Annotated in this window: 15 protein-coding genes and 1 pseudogene; 8 read left to right on the top strand and 8 right to left on the bottom strand. The window is 65.4% G+C overall.

The window, feature by feature from the left end:
* Nucleotides 1-123: 123 nt before the first annotated feature.
* Together BFF94_RS20795 and BFF94_RS20790 are read left to right on the top strand one after the other, a co-directional pair.
* Entirely contained in the window at nt 124-660 is a 537-nt protein-coding gene (locus BFF94_RS20795) for a PadR family transcriptional regulator (RefSeq protein WP_201260473.1), read from the top strand.
* Entirely contained in the window at nt 626-790 is a 165-nt protein-coding gene (locus BFF94_RS20790; protein ID WP_246637379.1) for a hypothetical protein, read from the top strand. The genes BFF94_RS20795 and BFF94_RS20790 overlap by 35 nt, the downstream gene beginning before the upstream one ends.
* A 63-nt stretch (nt 791-853) precedes the next feature.
* Here BFF94_RS20790 and BFF94_RS20785 read toward each other — a convergent pair whose 3' ends face one another.
* The 6 genes from BFF94_RS20785 to wecB form a co-directional block, all read right to left on the bottom strand.
* Nucleotides 854-1834, bottom strand: a complete 981-nt coding sequence (locus BFF94_RS20785) for an NADPH:quinone oxidoreductase family protein (RefSeq protein WP_128850122.1) — start codon at nt 1832-1834, stop codon at nt 854-856.
* A gap of 148 nt (nt 1835-1982) precedes the next feature.
* Nucleotides 1983-3812: an acyl-CoA dehydrogenase gene (locus BFF94_RS20780; protein WP_219139758.1), complete on the bottom strand. Its 1830-nt coding sequence runs from the start codon at nt 3810-3812 to the stop codon at nt 1983-1985.
* Between the two features lie 109 nt (nt 3813-3921).
* Nucleotides 3922-4689: a class II aldolase/adducin family protein gene (locus BFF94_RS20775; RefSeq protein ID WP_128850120.1), complete on the bottom strand. Its 768-nt coding sequence runs from the start codon at nt 4687-4689 to the stop codon at nt 3922-3924.
* Nucleotides 4690-4760: 71 nt separating this feature from the next.
* Entirely contained in the window at nt 4761-7085 is a 2325-nt protein-coding gene (locus tag BFF94_RS20770; protein ID WP_219139757.1) for a xanthine dehydrogenase family protein molybdopterin-binding subunit, read from the bottom strand.
* The gene (locus tag BFF94_RS20765; protein WP_219139756.1) at nt 7082-7543 is read right to left on the bottom strand and encodes a (2Fe-2S)-binding protein; all 462 of its coding nucleotides are present in this window, start codon (nt 7541-7543) and stop codon (nt 7082-7084) included. Before BFF94_RS20765 ends, BFF94_RS20770 begins: the two co-directional genes overlap by 4 nt.
* A 1079-nt stretch (nt 7544-8622) precedes the next feature.
* Nucleotides 8623-9840: a non-hydrolyzing UDP-N-acetylglucosamine 2-epimerase gene (gene wecB, locus BFF94_RS20760; protein ID WP_128843361.1), complete on the bottom strand. Its 1218-nt coding sequence runs from the start codon at nt 9838-9840 to the stop codon at nt 8623-8625.
* Nucleotides 9841-11166: 1326 nt separating this feature from the next.
* On the opposite strand from wecB, the gene BFF94_RS20755 reads away from it, so the two are divergent.
* Both BFF94_RS20755 and glmS read left to right on the top strand, forming a co-directional pair.
* Nucleotides 11167-12261 (top strand): hypothetical protein, encoded by a 1095-nt coding sequence (locus BFF94_RS20755; RefSeq protein ID WP_128843362.1) that lies wholly within the window; start codon nt 11167-11169, stop codon nt 12259-12261.
* Between the two features lie 47 nt (nt 12262-12308).
* Entirely contained in the window at nt 12309-14126 is a 1818-nt protein-coding gene (gene glmS, locus BFF94_RS20750) for a glutamine--fructose-6-phosphate transaminase (isomerizing) (protein WP_128843363.1), read from the top strand.
* A gap of 147 nt (nt 14127-14273) precedes the next feature.
* Here the strand turns inward: glmS and BFF94_RS20745 are convergent.
* Nucleotides 14274-14621: pseudogene (locus BFF94_RS20745) on the bottom strand (transposase); the annotation flags it as partial.
* A gap of 220 nt (nt 14622-14841) precedes the next feature.
* Nucleotides 14842-15762, bottom strand: coding sequence for a LysR family transcriptional regulator (locus BFF94_RS20740; protein WP_128843391.1), 921 nt, complete (start codon nt 15760-15762; stop codon nt 14842-14844).
* A gap of 110 nt (nt 15763-15872) precedes the next feature.
* Here BFF94_RS20740 and BFF94_RS37970 point away from each other — a divergent pair, with 110 nt between their 5' ends.
* Genes BFF94_RS37970 through BFF94_RS20720 form a run of 4 tightly spaced genes read left to right on the top strand, consistent with a single transcriptional unit; the run spans nt 15873 to nt 18635 of the window.
* Nucleotides 15873-16994 carry an SDR family oxidoreductase gene (locus BFF94_RS37970; RefSeq protein ID WP_246637377.1) on the top strand — a complete coding sequence of 374 codons (1122 nt, stop codon included), beginning with the start codon at nt 15873-15875 and terminating at the stop codon, nt 16992-16994.
* Nucleotides 16991-17380: a DUF4031 domain-containing protein gene (locus tag BFF94_RS20730; RefSeq protein ID WP_128843364.1), complete on the top strand. Its 390-nt coding sequence runs from the start codon at nt 16991-16993 to the stop codon at nt 17378-17380. Before BFF94_RS37970 ends, BFF94_RS20730 begins: the two co-directional genes overlap by 4 nt.
* Nucleotides 17377-17757 carry a hypothetical protein gene (locus BFF94_RS20725; protein WP_128843365.1) on the top strand — a complete coding sequence of 127 codons (381 nt, stop codon included), beginning with the start codon at nt 17377-17379 and terminating at the stop codon, nt 17755-17757. Before BFF94_RS20730 ends, BFF94_RS20725 begins: the two co-directional genes overlap by 4 nt.
* Nucleotides 17754-18635: a hypothetical protein gene (locus tag BFF94_RS20720; protein ID WP_128843366.1), complete on the top strand. Its 882-nt coding sequence runs from the start codon at nt 17754-17756 to the stop codon at nt 18633-18635. The genes BFF94_RS20725 and BFF94_RS20720 overlap by 4 nt, the downstream gene beginning before the upstream one ends.
* Nucleotides 18636-18752 lie beyond the last annotated feature (117 nt).

Genomic DNA, 18752 nt, shown 5'->3' with positions numbered 1-18752 from the left:
TTGCATAGATACTAGCTCGCCGACTCCGTTCATGCAACATGTTGCATAAAAGAAGCCACCCGCTTGTACTGTGGCCCCGATATGGCAAGATGCGGTTCATTCCGCGGCCTCCTCCGATCCGACATGTCCTTGCCTCACGCGCTCCTCACCGCTCTCGCCGAACGCCCCGGTTCCGGCTCCGAGCTTGCCGACCGTTTCGATCGCTCGATCGGCTATTTCTGGCAGGCGACGCACCAGCAGATCTATCGCGAGCTGGGCCGTCTCGAGGAAACGGGCTGGATCGAATCGCTGCCCGCCGAATCGGGGCGCGGGCGCAAGCGCGCGTACCGGATCCTGCCGGCCGGCAAGAAGGAGCTGCGGCGCTGGATCGCCGAGCAGGAAGATCCGACGCCGTTGCGCGAAGCGTTGATGGTGCGCCTGCGGGCGGAAGCGGTACTCGGCCCGGCCGGCCTCGAGGACGAAATCAGGCGGCGCATCGCGCTCCACCAGGAGAAGCTCGACCTGTATCTTCAGATCGAGGCGCGCGATTTCCCGGAAGACACCGATTCGCGCACGAAGCGCCTTCAGCATCTGGTCTTGCAGGCCGGCATCGCGAACGAGCGGTTCTGGGTCGAGTTTTCGCAGGATGCGCTCGACACGCTGCGATTGCCGAAGGATTGAACCACTGACGGAGATCCTGGACGCCGGCGCGATCGTCGAGGTCAGCCCGGTGGACGGCGTTCATTTCGCGGCCGATCAGCATCGCGCGCTCGGCCAGCGAGTCGCGGCCTTCCTGCAGCAGGTCGCGTAACGGCAACCCCCGTCGAACCGCAACCGCTCGGCCTGCGCCGAAGCACCGCGCGGAACAGCCGGATCAAGCGTCCGGCAAAATTACCACCTTGCCCTTCACCTGCCGGTTCGCCATCCGCGCGATCGCGTCGGCCGCATCCGTGAGCGACACGCGCTCGGTGATCGCCGGCCGCACCTTGCCGGCCGCGAACCAATCGGCGAGCAGCCGCATGTTCGCGACATGCTGCGCCGGATCGCGGCGCACCGCATCGCCCCAGAACACGCCGAGAATGTCGCGCTCCTTGAGCAGCGCCAGGTTCAGCGCGATCTTCGGAATCTCGCCGGCCGCGAAGCCGACCACGAGGAACCGGCCACGCCACGCAGTCGCGCGCAACGCCGCTTCGCTGTATGCGCCACCCACCGGATCGTAGACGACGTCGGCGCCGCGCCCGCCGGTCAGCTCGTCCACGCGGCGGCGCAGGTCTTCCGTCGCATAGTCGATCGTCTCGTCCGCGCCCGCTGCGCGGCACAGCGCCAGCTTGTCCGCACTCGACGCGGCCGCGATCACGCGCGCGCCGAGCGCCTTCGCGATCTCGATCGCGGCGAGCCCGACGCCGCCCGCCGCGCCCAGCACGAGCAGCGTCTCGCCCTGTTGCAGGCGCGCGCGCTGCTGCAATGCGTGCAGCGACGTGCCATAGGCGAGCACGAGCGCCGCGCCCTGCTCGAACGTCATGCCCGGCGGCAGCGCGGCGATCTGGTGCACATCGGCCACGCACTGTTGCGCGAACCCGCCGTGCCCGGTGAACGCGACCACCGAATCGCCGGGCCGCCACGCGGTCACGCCTTCGCCGACCGCGTCGATCACCCCGGCAAACTCGGCGCCCGGCGAGAACGGCAGCGCCGGCTTCACCTGATACAACCCCTGGACGATCAGCGCGTCGGGGAAATTGAGCGACGCCGCCTTCACCTGAATCCGGACCTGGCCCGCGCCCGGTTCGGGAATCGCCACGTCCTCGATGCGCAAGCCCTCGATCGGGCCGAATGCGGTACACAACAGGGCTTTCATGCTCTTCTCTCTCCTGGCGCGGCGCGGCCGCGCATCGGGTCAGCCTGCGGGACATGCCCACACGGACGGTTTACGACGAGCACGCGAGCGCCGGCAGGATCGGCATCCGCGACATCGTCAGCATTCCGGAATGTCAGCGAGCCACCGTTCAGAACCACGCGTCGCGCATGTCGAGCGTCGTCGTGTCGACGCTCGACAGCAGATCGAGCTGCGCATCCACTTTCGGCAATTCCCAGCGGAAAAAATAACGGGCCGCCGCGCGCTTGCCGTCGTGGAAATCGCCGCCGTATCCATGCGCGGCGAGCGTCACGTCGAGCCACAGCCATGCGACGACGAGATGGCCGAACGCTTCCAGATAGACGCTCGCGTTCGCAAGCCGCGTCTGCGGATCGCCGATCGCGCCCAGCTGTTGCGTGACGTCGCACAGCTGCGCCCAGCGCTGCGCCAGCGCATCGGCCTGCTCGTGCATGCCGGCATCCGGCGCCCGCGCGCGTTCGACGGTCGCGCCGATCCGCGCGTCGAGTGCGCGCAGCGACGCGCCGTCGCCCTGTACAACCTTGCGGCCCAGCAGGTCGAGCGCCTGGATCCCGTGCGTGCCTTCGTGAATCGGATTCAGGCGATTGTCGCGATAGAGCCGCTCGACCGCGTAATCGCGCGTGTAGCCATAGCCGCCGTGCACCTGGATCGCAAGGTCGTTCGCGGCGAGACACCACTGCGACGGCCAGCTTTTCGCGATCGGCGTCAGGATGTCGAGCAGGTGCGCGGCATCGGCGCGCACCTGCGCGTCGTCGTGCGCGCGTGCTTCGTCGACCAGCTTCGCGCAGTACAGGATCAGCGCGAGGCCGCCTTCGACATAGGCCTTCTGTGCGAGCAGCATGCGCCGCACGTCCGGATGTTCGACGATCGGCGCCTGCGGCGCGGCCGCATCCTTGCCGGCCGGCCCGAGCGCACGTCCCTGCGGCCGGTTGCGCGCGTAGTCGAGCGCGTGCAGATAACCCGTGTAGCCGAGCGCCACCGCGCCCGCGCCGACACCGATGCGCGCCTCGTTCATCATGTGGAACATGTAGGCAATGCCGTGGTTCGGCTGACCGACCAGATAGCCGATCGCACCCGCACGCCCTTCCGGACGATGGCGCGTGCCTTCGCCGAAGTTCAGCAGGCAGTTGGTCGTGCCGCGATAGCCCATCTTGTGGTTCAGCCCCGCGAGCACCACGTCGTTGTGCTCGCCCTGCGCACCGCCGCCGGTCCCCGGCAGGTATTTGGGCACGATGAACAGCGAGATGCCGCGCGTGCCGGGCAGCAGCCGGCCGTGTTCGTCGGGAATCTTCGCGAGGACGAGGTGGACGATGTTCTCCGTCAGCTCGTGTTCGCCGCCGGAGATCCACATCTTGTTGCCGGTCAGCCGGTAGCGCGGGCCGAGCGACGAGTCGCCTTCGAAATCCGCGCGCGTCGCGATGTCGGACAGCGACGACCCGGCTTGCGGTTCGGACAGGCACATCGTGCCGAGGAAACGCCCTTCCAGTTCCGGACGCGCGAACGCGTCGATCTGCGCGGGGCTGCCGTGCGCGACGAGCAGGTTCGCATTGGCGACAGTCAGGAACGGATACGCGGCGGTCGCGATGTTCGCGGCCTGGAAGAACAGGAACGATGCGGCTTCGACCAGCTTCGGCAACCGCATGCCGCCGAGCGCTTCGTCATGCCCCGCTGCGATCAGCCCGGCGTCCGCGAACGCTCGCACGGCCGGCCCGACTTCCGGGATCAGCGTCACGCGCTCACCGTCGAAATGCGGTTCCTCGCGATCGCCGCGTGCCGCATGCGGCGCGAACAGGTCTTCGGCAATCCGCTCGCTGGTGTCGAGCACCGCATCGAAGGTCTCGCGGCTGTGCTCCGCGTAGCGCGGCAGCGCGGCCAGCGCTTCGGCGTCGAGCCAGTCGTACAGCAGGAACGCGAGATCGCGCCGAGACATCAACAGGCTCATCGTGCTGCCTCCCGGGGTGCCGGCCTTGTCAGCCGAATGAAGGGTTCCGTGATTGCAAGTGCCGGCACGAATTTAGCACGGTCGTTCGCAAACAACAACGACGAATGCGCTACTCCGCATAACCGGGATTGCGTCGATCGAGCCGGCGCAGCAATCCGGGCCAGACGAGCGCCCCGGCGCCCATTCCGCGCGTCACCGCGGCGATCTGCTGCCCGATGCCGTCGAGGATCGGTTGCGCGATCGGCAACAGCGCCGAGCCGCCGGCCTGCGCGCGGACCTGGATCATGCAGGCCGCTTCGAAGAAGTACATCGCGACGAATGCATCGGCCGGCGTGGCGCCGACGGTCAACAGCCCGTGGTTGCGCAGCATCAGGTTCGTGTTGCTGCCGAGATCGCGCACGAGGCGGGCTTTCTCGCCCTCGTTGAGCGCAATGCCCTCGTAGTCGTGATAGCCGAGCGATGCCAGCACGCCGAGCGACTGCTGCGACAGCGGCAGCAGGCCCGCTTCCTGCGCCGACACGGCAACGCCGTTGACCGAATGCGTATGCATCACGCACAGCGCGTCGTCGCGGGCCGCGTGCACCGCGCCGTGAATGGTGAAGCCGGCCGGATTGATCTCGTACGGTGATTCGGACACCTTGCGTCCGTCGAGATTCACCTTGACCAGCGACGACGCCGTGATCTCGTCGAACATCATTCCATACGGGTTGATCAGGAAATGGTGCTCCGGGCCGGGCACGCGCGCGGAAATGTGGGTGAACACGAGATCGTCCCAGCCGAACAGCGCGGTGAGGCGATAGGCCGCCGCCAGGTTGACTCGCGCATCCCATTCGGCGGGGGACACCGCCTGCTTCACACTGACATCGGATGAGGCCACGTCGACACTCCTTGTTCAGGGATTGATGCGTACCGGGCCGCACGATGCGGACCGGCGTGGGGTGTTTTGCGTCAACCCGCCCGCGGCTTCGCGAGCTGATCGGCGACCGGCAGGCTGCGGATGCGCGTGCCGGTCGCCGCGAAGATCGCGTTGGTCAACGCCGGCGCGACGGGCGGCAGGCCCGGCTCGCCGACGCCGCCGAGCGGCGTCGCAAAATCGTCCGGCGCGACGAGATGCACGCGGATTTCGCGCGGCGCCTCGTTCATTCTCAGTACCTGGAAACCGTTGAAGTTGCCCTGTTCCGGATGGCCGTCCTTGAACGTGATCTCGCCGTGCAACGCGATGCCGAGCCCCATCACCACCGCGCCCTCGAGTTGCGAGCGCACGCGCTCCGGATTGACCTGCGGCCCGCAGTCGATCGCGATGTCGACGCGCGGCACCGAAATCCTGCCGTCCGCGTCGACCTGCACCTCGCACACCGCCGCCGTGTACGACACGAAGCTGCGATGCGCGGCGATCCCGAGCCCGTGCCCCTTCGACAGCTTGCGCCCCCAGCCGGCTTCGCGCGCGACCGTCTCGATCACGCGTCGCAGCCGCCCGGTGTCGATCGGATACAGCGCGGGATCCTCGCCGTAGTTCACGTTCTTCACCGTGATGTGCGGCTCGAAACGCCGCGCGGGCCCGATCAGCTCGAGCAGGAAATCCTTCGGGTCGCGGCCGGCCGCGTGCGCCAGCTCCGACACGAAGCTCTGGATGCCGAACGCATGCGGGATGTTGTAGACCGAGCGGAACCAGCCGATCCGCGTGTGCGCTTGCGCCGCTGGATTCTCGATCCGCACGTTCGGAATCGCGAACGGCAGATCCGCGATTCCTTGCGCGAGCTCGCCCGGCTGCTCGTGCACGACGCCAGCCTTGAAGGTCGACTGGATCGACGGCGCGACCGTGCGATGCTGCCACGCGACCACTTTCCCCGCCGCATCGATCCCGCCGTCGAACGCTTCGAGCGATACCGCGTGGAAGTAGTCGTGCGCGAGGTCGTCCTCGCGCGTGAACGTCAGCTTGACGGGCGCGCCCATCGCCTTCGACAGCAGCGCCGCCTCCACCACGTAGTCGGGCTTCGACTTGCGGCCGAAACCGCCGCCGAGCAGCGTCACGTTGACCGTCACGCGCTCCGTCGGCAGCCCGAGCGCCTTCGCGATCTCGTCGCGCGTGGTCTGCGGCGCCTGCGTGCAGGTCCACACTTCACAGCGGCCGTCGGCCACGCGCGCGACGGCCGCGGGCGGCTCCATCGTCGCGTGTGCGAGATGCGGAATGTAGTACGTCGCGCGCACGCGTTTCGCGGCGCCGGCCAGCGCCGCCGCCGCGTCGCCGTCGTTGCGGATCACGTCGCCCGGCTGCACGGCGGCCGCTTCGAGCGTCTTGCGATACGCGACCGAGTCGTAGTCCGCGTTGGGCCCGCGCTTCCAGTCGATCTTCAACTGCGCGCGCGCCTGGATGGCCGTCCACGTGTCGCGCGCGACGACGGCCACGCCGCCGAGCGGCTGGAATCCGGACGGCAGCGGTGTCGACGCGAGCTGCACGACCTTGACGACGCCCGACAGCTTCCCGGCGGCCGATGCATCGAACGACGCCACCGTGTCGCCGTAGGCGGGCGGGCGCGCGACGACCGCATACAGCATGCCGTCGAGCCGCGTGTCGATCCCGTAGCGCGCGCGGCCGCCGACGATGTCGCGTCCGTCGATCAGTGCCGTTTCGCCCTTGCCGATGTAGCGGAATTCGGCCGGCGCTTTCAGCACCACGGCGGCCGGATCCGGCGCCGGCAGCGCGGCCGCTTTCGCCGCAAGCTCGCCGAAGCCGAGCTTGCGCCCGCTCTTCGTGTCGACGACCTCGTGCACCGTCACCTTGACCTGGCGCACATCGACGCCCCACGCCGCGGCAGCGGCCTGCTCGAGCATCGTGCGCGCGGCCGCGCCCGCGCGGCGCAGCGCGGCGAAGCTCTGGCGCAGGCTGCGCGACCCGTCGGTGTTCTGGTTGCCGTAGCGCGGCTCGTCGCCGACGGCCTGTGCGACCTTCACGCGCGCCCAGTCCGCGCCCAGTTCGTCCGCCACCACGAGCGCGACGCTCGTGCGCACGCCCTGCCCCATCTCCGAGCGGATGCAGGTCACGGTGACGGTGCCGTCCGGTGCGATCGCAACGAACAGGTGCGGATCGTCGCGTAACCCGTGCGGCATCCCCGCGCCGCCATACTGCGGATTCGCGCTGACGGGCGGCTGCACCGGCGCGGCCGCGCGCGCGAGCGACGGCACGCCGAAGGCGAGCAGCAGCCCGCCGGATGCGAAACCGAGCAGCAGCGCGCGACGGCTTTCGTTGTGGACGGAGAGTTCGGGCGCGCTCATGCGGCACCTCCGCGGCGCACGGCCAGCCGGATCGCCGCGCGAATGCGCGTGTAGGTGCCGCAGCGGCAGATGTTGCCGGACATCGCATCGTCGATGTCGGCATCGGTCGGATGGGAATTCGTCTTCAGCAGCGACGCGGCCTGCATGATCTGCCCGGACTGGCAGTAGCCGCATTGCGCGACGTTCAGTTCCTGCCAGGCTTGCTGCAGCGGATGGGTAAGGTCCGTCGACAGCCCCTCGATCGTCGTCACGCGCTTGCCGGTAGCGGCCGCGACGGGCGTGATGCACGACCGGATCGCGACGCCGTCGAGATGCACGGTGCACGCGCCGCACAACGCCATGCCGCAGCCGAACTTGGTGCCGGTGTGGCCGAGGACATCGCGCAGATACCAGAGCAACGGCATGTCGGGATTGCCGTCGAAGTGCTGCTCGCTACCGTTGACGGTCAGCGTGATCATCGTTCACCTCCTGGTCGAGGCGCCCGCGTCGCACCACGAGTGCCGGATGGGGATTCGAGCGGCGCCGGGTGCGTTCGACTGCACCGGCCCAGCGCCGCTGTGTGAACTGCTCCGCCGGGGGAACGGCGGTCAAGATGTTGAGAGCGGATACCTGCTCGCCCGGAGTCTGGCACACGGAATCCGTCGCGCAGGCAACGCGTACCGGTTGGGGCTGTCAGGAAACCGCCCCGGATATCGGCATCGGCGCGCCGGAATCGTATGGAGAATCAACGGCGCTCCAACTTTAACCGATGTGCGGTGGTTTTGCGCCGGCGGCGCATATCGTGAGGATTTCGCGAATCGGAGCCTGTCCGAAGAGCATTCAGCAATGCGCAAACCGTGCGGCGCGCAGACGGGATACCGACGATTTCAACGAACCATGCGTTCGTTTCGGCCGAGTTGACGCAAAAATATGTCGTGTGGCCGCTGTAGTCCGGTCGACATACGAGCCGCCCTGACCGGTGAAATAGTGACTTGTTCGGCAGTGGTTGCCCTGGCCGCGTGCGGGGATTCAAGAGCAAGCTTGCGGTGAATCATTTCATTGGCAGCGCAGGCAAGATCGCAAAAATCAGCGTAACGGGAGATCGGTCCGATCCCGTCAATCTGATGGGGGGTGGCAATGACGCGCGCATCGGGAAGCCGATTTCATCATTCGATCGGGTGGCGCGTTCACGTGTATTTCAGCGCCCTCGGAAGAAGGGACCCTCGTCGGCCGCGTTGTCGAACCGCGCTCGTAAATTGCCTCTCAGCCCGGGGCAAAATCCGGTGAGCAGCTCACGCTGCCCACCCTTGCGCGTGTGCATTCCGCGCGTTTCCGTCTGCGATTTCCGCGATCGATCGAATCCGCGGACGGCGCGTGTCGTTTCCCGTGCGCGAAGTCACGCCCGTCACCTCGTCGCGTGAACGAAACTATGCGCACACGGGCCTTCCTCGAGAATCGGCGGGTTGCCCGGCTTGACGCCCGACCTCCGTCGCCTCGATCCCCGCTCAAGCGATCTCCGGACAACCGGCTCAATCGGCATGCGGCCGCGCAATCGCGCTCACGGCGACCGCAACGCCTGCAACCCCAGCGTCAACGCGTTATACGGCATCTCCGCGGCACCCATCGAGAAACTCGTCGTCTTCGTGGTCGCCCCCGGCGTACGCATCAGCGCGCGGACGATCCGCTCGCTCGCATGACCGTCGCCATACGGATTGCTCGCGCGCGCCATTTCCTCGTACGCGCTCTCGCTGTCGAACAGCCGCGACGCCTCGCACACGATCCGCTCCTGATCGGTGCCGACGAGCCGCGCGGTGCCGGCCTGGATCGCTTCGGGCCGCTCGGTCGTGTCGCGCGTGACGAGCACCGGCTTGCCCAGCGCCGGCCCTTCTTCCTGAATGCCGCCCGAGTCGGTGATGATGAAATGCGCGCGCGACATCAGGAATACGAACGACAGATATTCCTGCGGCTCGATCAGGTAGATGTTCGGCACGCCGCCGAGCCGTGCGCGCGCCGGCTCCCGCACGTTCGGATTCATGTGCAGCGGATAGACGAACTGCGCGTCGTGATAACGATTCGCGAGCGTGCACAGCGCCTCGCAGAAATGCTGGAACGGCTCGCCGAAACTCTCGCGGCGATGGCCGGTGATCAGCACGACGCGCCGCGACGGGTCGAGAAACGGAAACTGTCCGGCGACCTTGTCCGCGAGTGCGGGGGTGCGGTCCAGCATGCGCTTGACCTCGTGCAACGCGTCGATCACGGTATTGCCGGTCAGCACGACCGCCCCGCTCGGCACGCCCTCGCTGAGCAGGTTGTCGCGTGCCTGCCCGGTCGGCGCGAAATGCCATGACGACACCGCATCGGTCACCCGGCGATTCAATTCTTCCGGCCACGGCGACCAGATGTCGCCGCTGCGCAAACCGGCCTCCACGTGCCCGACCGGCAGATAGCGGTAGAACGCCGCGAGACTGACCGCGAGCGTCGTAGTCGTATCGCCGTGCACCAGCACGATGTCCGGACGCAATTCGTCGAAGACCACGCCGATCGCCTGAAGAATGCCGGTCGTCACGTCGGTCAGTGTCTGGCTTTGCCGCATCAGGTTGAGATCGTAGTCGGGCTTGATGTCGAATAACGTCAGCACCTGATCGAGCATTTCCCGGTGCTGCGCGGTCACGCATACCCTGGCGTCGACATTCGCTTGCGCCTTCAACGCGCGCACCAGCGGTGCCATCTTGATGGCCTCCGGCCGAGTCCCGAACACAAGCAAAATCTTTTTCATCGTTGTCCCCGTTTAGCCGCTTCGCGCCGAATGACCCTGCTCGCGGCGCGAAGCATCTATTTCTGGCGGCGCCTCCCGTACTCGCTCGCGGTCGACACGCTATAGTGTCGCGAAGCGAGCGCGGTGCCCTGTCCGCGCGGTCCTCGCCACGCGAATCGTCGTCCTACCGGCGTACTGTTGCACTTGATCAGTTACGTCATGAGTCGTTCCTCGCTGCGTCGAGCGTCACGTCGGTTCGTCACGTCTCTTCCCTTACAGCAATATTCAAACCAGCCGCCCTGCGGCCGGGTCCGGTTCACGCTGCATACACGGCACGCATGCAGCGCGTGACGGAATGTTTCATAACTGCTACGAGCGTCGCATCGCCGTGCGAGCGCGATATGGCCAAATATCAGTTGGCCGCGCGATCCATCCGGCGACGTCGTCCGATGAATGGCGCATTCACGTCGATCGCCTATTGCGCATCGAACCTTACGCATCTTTCGAAGCGCGTTGCGTCGCCTCGATTCGCAACTTTTGTCTGTGCAGCGTGCCGCGCGTAATCGACCACCGGCCCTGTCATCCGCTGAGGATTGACCCGACACGCAGCGTCGCTCACGTCGCACGAATCGACGGGCGGGAAATGTTTCGAATGTGCAACGCAAATCCTGAACGGGGCGGTTACATCGGAGTCCCGGCCCATCTCGTGCGTCCGGCAGCAGGCACCGCGCCGGCTTCCCGGAAGATGTACACGCAACGAATGGCGCGAGACTCTCCAGCCACGCAAAGCCGCGCCGGGAAAGGCGGCACCGGTTCGGCAGACAAATCGCTCGCCGCATGACACGTGCGGGCCGCGACGCCGGTCGCGCGGTCGCGTCGCTTGTATCCAGGCTGATTCTTCGGTGAATCAAAAAGCGCCGCCGCCACTTGGGCCACACACGCGGCCAGCGCCCCGCTCCTTGCTGCGCGAGGCATCGCGGCCGATGGCTCGCGCCTTGCTAGATAACAGACAGGTGCGCCCCGAAGTACTCGCACGACAGCGGACAGACGGGGACGTCAAAGCAACGAAGCCGGGAGGCGACGCGATACATCCGCCTGGGGCGAAAGACAACCGCCCCAGCGCGACGAATGCGTCGCCGCTTCCCGTTGACATCCGCGCGATCCGCGAACCGCCTTCAGGCTCTCATGTGAAGAACCGGCTCGTGTGCGCGAATATCGGCACCAGCCTCGCGTTCACCGGCGCCAACGTGAACCGAGCCACAACGTCGACACGCTCGCCGGGCGCGACGCGGCCAACGCCGCGACCGGCGACGATTGCACAGGACGACCGCGCAGGAGCCCACGATCATGACCCGGCCCGCGCTTTTCCCGGTCGCACGCTCGCGCGTGGCGGCCATCTTCGCGCTGTGCCGCCTGTGGCACGTTGCCTGCTGCGTCGCCGCGTGCGGCTTCACGCTGCACGCGAGCGCGGCCGAACTCCGGCTCAACGGGATGTACCAACGCCCCGACGGGGCGATCACCGTACGCCTGCACGGCGCCGGCATCGATCCTTATCTCGCGGCGAAGGCGCTGCTTGCCGCCGCCGACGCGCAACTCGACGCCCATCGGGCGGCACTCGCGTGGATCGCATGGTTGTTGCCGCGTCAGCGCCAGGATGGCGGCTTCGATCGCTACTGCGTGAAGAACGGCCGGTACAGCGCATGTGCCGAAGCGGACTCCGACGACGCGATGACGGCGACCTGGATCGAACTGCTCGCCCGCTTCGCGCCACCCGACGGCTTGCCCGCCGCATGGAAACTCAGCCTGAACCGCGCGGGCGTGCATCTGGACACGCTGCTCGACAAGCCCGCCGGCGTCTATCAGATCTCGTCGTCCCAGCACGTCGCGTTGCTGATGGACAACGTCGACGTACACAGCGCGTTCCAGGCGCTCGCGGCGTACTACGTCCGGCGCGCCGACTACACGCACGCGGGCCCTTGGAGCGAGCGCGCCGACCGGCTCGCGTCGGCAATCCTGAAGGTGTTCTGGCGCGGCACGCAATCCGGGTTTCGCGCCAGCACGCAGCAGGTCAGCGATACGAGTTTTTATCCGGCGAAGATCGCCCAGATCGTCCCGCTCCTGTCCGGCATTCAGGTACCCGAACAATCCGGCGAGACGATCTATGCGCAGTGGATGCAGAAATACGGCAAGACCTGGCGGCAACTCGCCGACAGTGATTATCCGTGGAGCCTGATTGCGCTGGTTGCGTCCAGGATGAACGACTGGACCACGCTCGCCTGCTGGCAGGTGCGATCCGGTCCGTACCGGCACCGCGCACACTGGAACGTATTGGAGGAGTCGCTTTATCTGGCATTCGAAAGCCGGATGGGCGCCCCCGTCGCGCCCGCTCGATGCGGATTCAAGACGGCGGCGGCAACAGCAACGGCAACCGCATCGCGCTGACCCAACGGCGCGCGGTCCATGATCGTCACAAGGAAAGGAGACCTGCCATGTGTGGCATCGTCGGCGCAGTCGCGCAACGGGACATCGTCCCGATTCTGATTGAAGGTTTGCGCCGCCTCGAGTATCGCGGCTACGATTCATGCGGGGTGGCGACGGTCGTCGACGGCCACGCGCGCCGCGAGCGCAGCATGTTGCGCGTCGCCGACCTCGACGCGCATGTGCGCACCGTCGGCCTGACCGGCAGCACCGGCATCGCACACACGCGCTGGGCAACGCACGGTGCGCCGGCAACCTGCAACGCGCATCCGATCTTCTCGCGCGACGAAATCGCGCTCGTGCACAACGGCATCATCGAGAACCACGAAACGTTGCGCAAGCAACTTTCAGACGCGCACTACGAATTCGACGGCCAGACCGACACCGAAGTCGTCGCGCACCTGATCCACAGCAAGTATCACGGCGACCTGCTCGCCGCCGTGCGCGCCGCGACCTCGCAGCTTCACGGCGCGTACGCGATCGCGGTGTTCAGCACGCACGAGCCGCAGCGGCTGATCGGCGCGCGGGTCGGCTCGCCGCTCATCGTCGGCGTGAAGGACGGCGAATGCTTTCTCGCGTCCGACGCGCTTGCGCTCGCCGGCATCACCGACCGTTTCATCTTTCTCGAGGAAGGCGACATCGTCGAGTTGACGCCAGGCGGCGTGCGGGTGCTCGATCGCAGCGGCGCACCGGTCGAGCGCGCGGTGCAAACCATTTCCTCCGCGCAGGACGTGGTCGAACTCGGGCCGTACCGGCATTTCATGCAGAAGGAAATTTTCGAGCAACCGCGGGCCGTGGCCGCGACCATCCCGGACGCGGGGCTGTTCGATCCGGCCGTATTCGGCCCGGACGCCGCGCGGGCGTTCGAGCAGATCGACAACGTGCTGATTCTCGCGTGCGGCACGAGTCATTATTCCGGCCTGACCGCGCGCCGCTGGCTCGAAACGATCGCGCGCGTGCCCGCGCAGGTCGAGATCGCAAGCGAATACCGTTACAGCGACGCGCTCGCGCTGCCGAACACGCTGGTGGTGAGCGTGTCGCAATCCGGCGAGACCGCCGACACGCTCGCCGCGCTCAAGTATGCGCAGGCACTCGGTCATATCGACACGCTCGCGATCTGCAACGTGCCGACCAGCGCGATGATGCGCCAGACCGGCCTGCGCTTCCTGACGCGGGCCGGCCCGGAAATCGGTGTCGCGTCGACCAAGGCGTTCACGACGCAGCTCGTCGCGCTGTTCATTCTCGCCGTCACGCTCGGGCGGCTGCGCGGCTATGTCGACGACGCGCAACTCGCGCGCTACACAATGCAACTGCGGCGGCTGCCCGACGCGCTCGACGACGTGCTCGGGCTGGAACCGCAGATCGAGCGCTGGGCGGCGGAATTCTCGCGGCGCGAGAATGCGCTGTTTCTCGGGCGCGGGCTGCACTACCCGATCGCGCTCGAGGGCGCGCTGAAGCTGAAGGAGATTTCGTATATCCACGCGGAAGCGTATCCCGCGGGCGAGCTGAAGCACGGGCCGCTGGCGCTCGTGACCGATACCATGCCCGTCGCGACGATCGCGCCGAACGACGCGCTGCTCGAAAAGCTCAAGTCGAACATGCAGGAGGTGCGGGCCCGTGGCGGGCAGCTTTACGTGTTCGCCGACGCCGATACGCGAATCGGCAACAGCGAAGGCGTGTCGGTGCTGCGGATGCCGGATTACTACGGGCTGTTGTCGCCGATTCTGCACGTCGTGCCGTTGCAGCTGCTCGCGTATCACGCAGCGTGTTTACGCGGCACGGATATCGACAAGCCGAGGAATCTGGCGAAATCGGTGACGGTCGAGTGATGGGGTTGTGTGGATCGATCAGATGTGTTGCGCTGAGGGAGTGATCGTACGCGATCGAGACCCTGAGTTTCGACCCGCAGACGACAAGGGACGCGAGGCAGCAAGAACCTGTCCGCATTTTTGTGGGCGACGCGGTTGAACAGCACGTTATCCGCGCGCCTGCGTGAATCGCTCACCGAACAGGATAGCAAACTGTTTCATCGCTGATTTCCAGTCGAAAGCGGCCCGCACGGTATTGGCGAGCACATTGCGCAGCGCCCGCCAGAGCAACTTGATCGCTGCCTCGTCGTTCGGGAAGTGACCACGGGTCGTGATGATCTTGCGCAGTTGCATGTTCGGACTGTCAATGGCGTTCGTCGTGTACCCAACCCGTCGAATCTCCGGCGGAAACACGAAGAACGGCATGACGTGCTCCCTTGCGCGTTGCCACGATTGCACGATGGTCGGATATTTCTTGCCCCACGGACCATCAGCGAAGTCCTGTAGCGCCGCGGCCATCACCTCGTCGGTGACCGAGCTGATGAAATCGGGAAATACCAGCGGGACCGATTCGACCGGCCGGTTCGCCGTCGCGTCCATCAATCAGTTGACGCCGTCGACATCCAATCACCAAACCGCGATTCGCGTCGCCATTCGGCACCGGTTCTGATCCGCTGCGACCCCTTCGACTCATGTGTCGAAGCGTCGCGCTGAAGCGAGCATCATCGAAAGGGTGTCACTTATCGGCCGCATACGAAGCAAAAACCTTCTTTAGGTGTGCAACGAATGCTTTGACGTTCGGGCTGCCCCGACGGCTCTCCGGCCACAGAGCAGTGATAGTGGAGCGCGGTTCAATGAACTCGGTGAGGAGCGGCACGAGCTCCCCGCGCTTGACGTAGGACGCGGCGACATAGGTGGGTGTAATTCCAACGCCTCCACCGGCGACCATCACTGCGGTGACGGCATCGCTGGTATCGACAACGATGCCGGCGTCCGGTATCAGGTTGAGCGATCTTTCACCGGTGACAAAAGTCCAGCGGAAGAGCTGTCCTGAACTCTGAAAGCGGAAATTTACACAATCGTGATCCACGAGGTCTTCGGGGTGTTTGGGGACACCGCGCTTGGCCAGATAGTCCGGGGACGCATAGGCTCCGATACGGTGAGGGGAAAGCTCGCGCGAGATCAAACGAGAACCGGTGAGATCTCCTACGCGAACGGCCACATCAACCCCTTCACCGACGAGATCGACGAAATGGTCGCCCAGGCGGAGGTCTATGGACACCTTTGGAAAGCGCTCTCGAAACGCCGGTAGCGCAGGAGCGATCAGATGGATCCCAATCGGGAGCGGCGCAGTCACTTTCAGGACGCCGGCGGGCTCAGATCGTGCCGAGACCGCCGCCTGTTCGATCGCCTCCATTTCCGAAAGCAGGCGCAACGTGCGTTCATGCAAGTCGCGACCCTCCTGGGTCAGGGTCAATGATCGAGTGGTCCGGTTGAACAGTTTGAGCTCGAAGTGCTGCTCCAGACGCTGGATACTCTTGCTCACGGCGGAAGGTGTTACGCCCAGCGCTCGCGCGGCGGCCGAATAGCTCCCCAACGAGGCCGCACGGCTGAATGCAATAAGACCGGTAAGGCGGTCCAGGCTAATTTGTTCCATGGTGGAAAGACTAAAGAGAGTTGGGCGCTGATTATCAATATCTATTTGCAAGTATAGAGTGCTGTCCACGACGCCGCATTGGGTTGCGTCAGCCGACAGGACTTACTTTCATGACCACCGATTTCGCCGCCCATTCACTCGAGAATCAGTCCGTCCTCATCATCGGCGGAACCTCCGGCATTGGCCTTGCGGCCGCCAAGCAAGCCAAGGCTGCCGGGGCTAACGTCACCGTGATCGGCTTCAACGCGGAGGGCGCTGAGCGAGTCGCCACCGAGAATGGCTTTGCCGGTTGGCGGGGCGCCGACGTGACCAAGCCGGAAACCATCACCTCGGCGCTGGCCGACATCGCGCACGTCGACCATCTCGTTCTCCTCGCAGGGACCTTCGTGGCAGGCAAGGTGCTGGAAGCGGATGTCGACTATCTACGTCGGGCGTTCGAGGAGCGCGTCTGGGCAGCCGTCCACACGTTGCGCGCGCTGGGCGACCGCCTGGCCGCCGATGGCTCCGTCACCTTCATTTCCGGCGTGCTGGCCGACCGACCCAATGCCTACGGCACCGCCATTCTTGCGTCGGCGTCCGCCGCGATGGAAGCCCTGGCCAGGGGTTTGGTGCTGGAACTTGCGCCTCGCCGCGTCAACACCGTCTCGCCCGGCACCACTGACACGCCGCTGCTTGCTCGCACGCTCGGCGAGCCGTGCGGATACTTCAAGATGAAGAAGGCACGAGACGAAGCCCGCGAAGCCGCCTTGCGTGCGCGTAACGCAGCAGTGCGCACCCTTGAAGCGAAGGGCTACACGTACGTGGACGGTGCGGAGTATTGGACAGCACCGCAGCCTGATCAGAGTGCTTACGATGTGCTCATTGAGCGGGGTAAGCAGGCCGAGGCCGAAGTATTCCGTCTCAACGCAATTATCAACACGCCGCACAACGACGACTTCTACAAGGGCGTATCGATTGAAGAGGAATACCAGCGTCAGCTTCACGGCGTCGACGCAACCGATGCGCGCTTTGACTGGGCGCAATACCTCTGGGTGACCGGCTATCTGCTCAACAAGGCTCTCGCAGCTTGCAAGACTGGCGAAGGTGACGGCGAAAAAGCCAAGCATCATCTGATTACGTCCGCTGCACTCATCAAGAACTGGCACAACGTTCTCACCGGGAAGCCGGCGGCCAGTGTTCATGAGAATAGCGGGCGAGAAATTGCGTTGCGCCTGGCAGGAGACGCGCCATGACCGTCTACGTCGACGACATGTATCTGTACGCGATCGGTGAGTTCAAAACGAAGAGCGGACGCGTCTACAAGATGTCGCATTTGATCGCGGATACCTCCGACGAGCTGCTCGCGATGGTCCGAACGATCGGCGTGAACCCGAATGACATCCAGCACCGAGGAACGCGCGACGAGCATTTTGACATCGCGAAGAGCAAGCGCGCCGCAGCGATCGCCGCCGGCGCGATTCCGATCACTTTTCGCGAGTGCGGCGCGATGAACAAGCGGCGGAAGGTCACTGGCTCTCTCGGCTCGCCGTCCGATGCGGTCGAATGGCTCGAGCGATTCGTTGCAGACCGACATGCTGCGCGCGAGGCGGCGAAGCCGGCTGTAGGGGAACTATCGTGAACGACGAATTCTATCTGCAGGACAGCCGCTCATTCGTCGGCAACGACGTGTTGTGGTGGGCGCAAAACGGAAACGGCTACACGACCGATCTGCGCAAAGCACACGTGTACACGCAAGAGGCAGCGCAGGCGCGCCACAACGCGCGCGAGACCGACATCCCGTGGCCGAAGGAATACATCGACGCGAAGTGGCGACCGGCCGTCGACGTGCAGCACATCAAGCGCGACGAGGCGCTCGCCGGTACCGGAATCATGCTGGCCAAGCCATCGAAGGCGCGAGCCTACCAGGTGAACTGCGTCGGGTGCGGCCGATTCCTGCGAGACGCTGACCGTTACTCACTCGACTGCCCGCATTGCGGCGCGGATAACCGACCATGAAAGAACGACCGATCCTTTTCAGCGGCACGATGGTGCGTGCCATCCTAGAAGGCCGTAAAACGCAGACGCGCCGCGTCGTGACCGTGCGCGGCGAGCAGCCACCTGCATGGGCGACATTCGCATCCGAGGGGCATTCGCCCACCTACACCAAGTGGTCGAAGCCGACCGGGTTGTTCTACTGGTCAGAATCCGATGATGCTCCGACGAAGGAGCTGCGCAGATGGCCTATTCTCCCGCCATCGCATGCTATGGCTGGCGATCACTACTGGACGCCATGCCCGCACGGGAAACCTGGTGATCGTCTATGGGTGCGCGAGACGCATGCCCAAGTTTTCGAGGTTGACATTCCCTCAGGTCGGCCCACCGGGCCGACTGGCACGGCCGGATCGCCAGCGCGCCCCGATTGGAAATCTCGTTACGTTTATTGCGCGGACGGCCCGATGCCGAATGTGCAGTGGCACCATATAGGCGATAGCCAGCCGGTCCGATGGACGCCCAGCATCCATATGCCACGCAGAGCGTCGCGTATCACGCTCGAGATCACCGGCGTGCGCGTCGAGCGGATGCAGAGCATCAGCGAGGCTGATGCGATTGCTGAAGGCGCTGTCTATACGGACTTCGGAATCGAGCCACCGAAAGGTTCGCTCAGTCTCGATGGCGGCCGCACCTTCCATCCAGTCGTGCGCAGCACGCAGCGCAACGGTTGGCATATGGGCGATGCGACGAGCCACAAGAGGTGTATGGGGTCGGCCAAATACGCTTTCGCGAACCTGATCAACCGGCTGCATGGCGGCGAGAACTGGAACCTGAAAGGGCCCGGCTTGTGGGAGGCAAACCCTTGGGTGTGGGTCATCGAATTCCGGAGGGTCGAACAGTGAGCGAACAAGGAGAAACCGCCCTCACCCTTCAGCAAGTCGCTGAGCGCATGCAACTCTCGTACAGCACGATTTTTGCGATGCGGAAGCAAATCGGTTTCCGGTTGCCGGGCTCTCGAG

Source organism: Burkholderia catarinensis (assembly GCF_001883705.2).
Taxonomy (GTDB): domain Bacteria; phylum Pseudomonadota; class Gammaproteobacteria; order Burkholderiales; family Burkholderiaceae; genus Burkholderia; species Burkholderia catarinensis.
Note: the sequence above shows the minus strand (reverse complement) of the source record. Positions and strands in the feature narration are given on the sequence as shown.

Bases quoted from the DNA above. Each gene is read 5' to 3' on its own strand.
- BFF94_RS20740 (WP_128843391.1), bottom strand. From the start codon at position 15,762: ATGGAACAAATTAGCCTGGACCGCCTTACCGGTCTTATTGCATTCAGC.
- glmS (WP_128843363.1), top strand. From the start codon at position 12,309: ATGTGTGGCATCGTCGGCGCAGTCGCGCAACGGGACATCGTCCCGATT.
- BFF94_RS20790 (WP_246637379.1), top strand. From the start codon at position 626: ATGCGCTCGACACGCTGCGATTGCCGAAGGATTGAACCACTGACGGAG.
- wecB (WP_128843361.1), bottom strand. From the start codon at position 9,840: ATGAAAAAGATTTTGCTTGTGTTCGGGACTCGGCCGGAGGCCATCAAG.
- BFF94_RS20795 (WP_201260473.1), top strand. From the start codon at position 124: ATGTCCTTGCCTCACGCGCTCCTCACCGCTCTCGCCGAACGCCCCGGT.
- BFF94_RS20720 (WP_128843366.1), top strand. From the start codon at position 17,754: ATGAAAGAACGACCGATCCTTTTCAGCGGCACGATGGTGCGTGCCATC.
- BFF94_RS20780 (WP_219139758.1), bottom strand. From the start codon at position 3,812: ATGAGCCTGTTGATGTCTCGGCGCGATCTCGCGTTCCTGCTGTACGAC.
- BFF94_RS20765 (WP_219139756.1), bottom strand. From the start codon at position 7,543: ATGATCACGCTGACCGTCAACGGTAGCGAGCAGCACTTCGACGGCAAT.
- BFF94_RS20755 (WP_128843362.1), top strand. From the start codon at position 11,167: ATGACCCGGCCCGCGCTTTTCCCGGTCGCACGCTCGCGCGTGGCGGCC.
- BFF94_RS20770 (WP_219139757.1), bottom strand. From the start codon at position 7,085: ATGAGCGCGCCCGAACTCTCCGTCCACAACGAAAGCCGTCGCGCGCTG.
- BFF94_RS20730 (WP_128843364.1), top strand. From the start codon at position 16,991: ATGACCGTCTACGTCGACGACATGTATCTGTACGCGATCGGTGAGTTC.
- BFF94_RS37970 (WP_246637377.1), top strand. From the start codon at position 15,873: ATGACCACCGATTTCGCCGCCCATTCACTCGAGAATCAGTCCGTCCTC.
- BFF94_RS20785 (WP_128850122.1), bottom strand. From the start codon at position 1,834: ATGAAAGCCCTGTTGTGTACCGCATTCGGCCCGATCGAGGGCTTGCGC.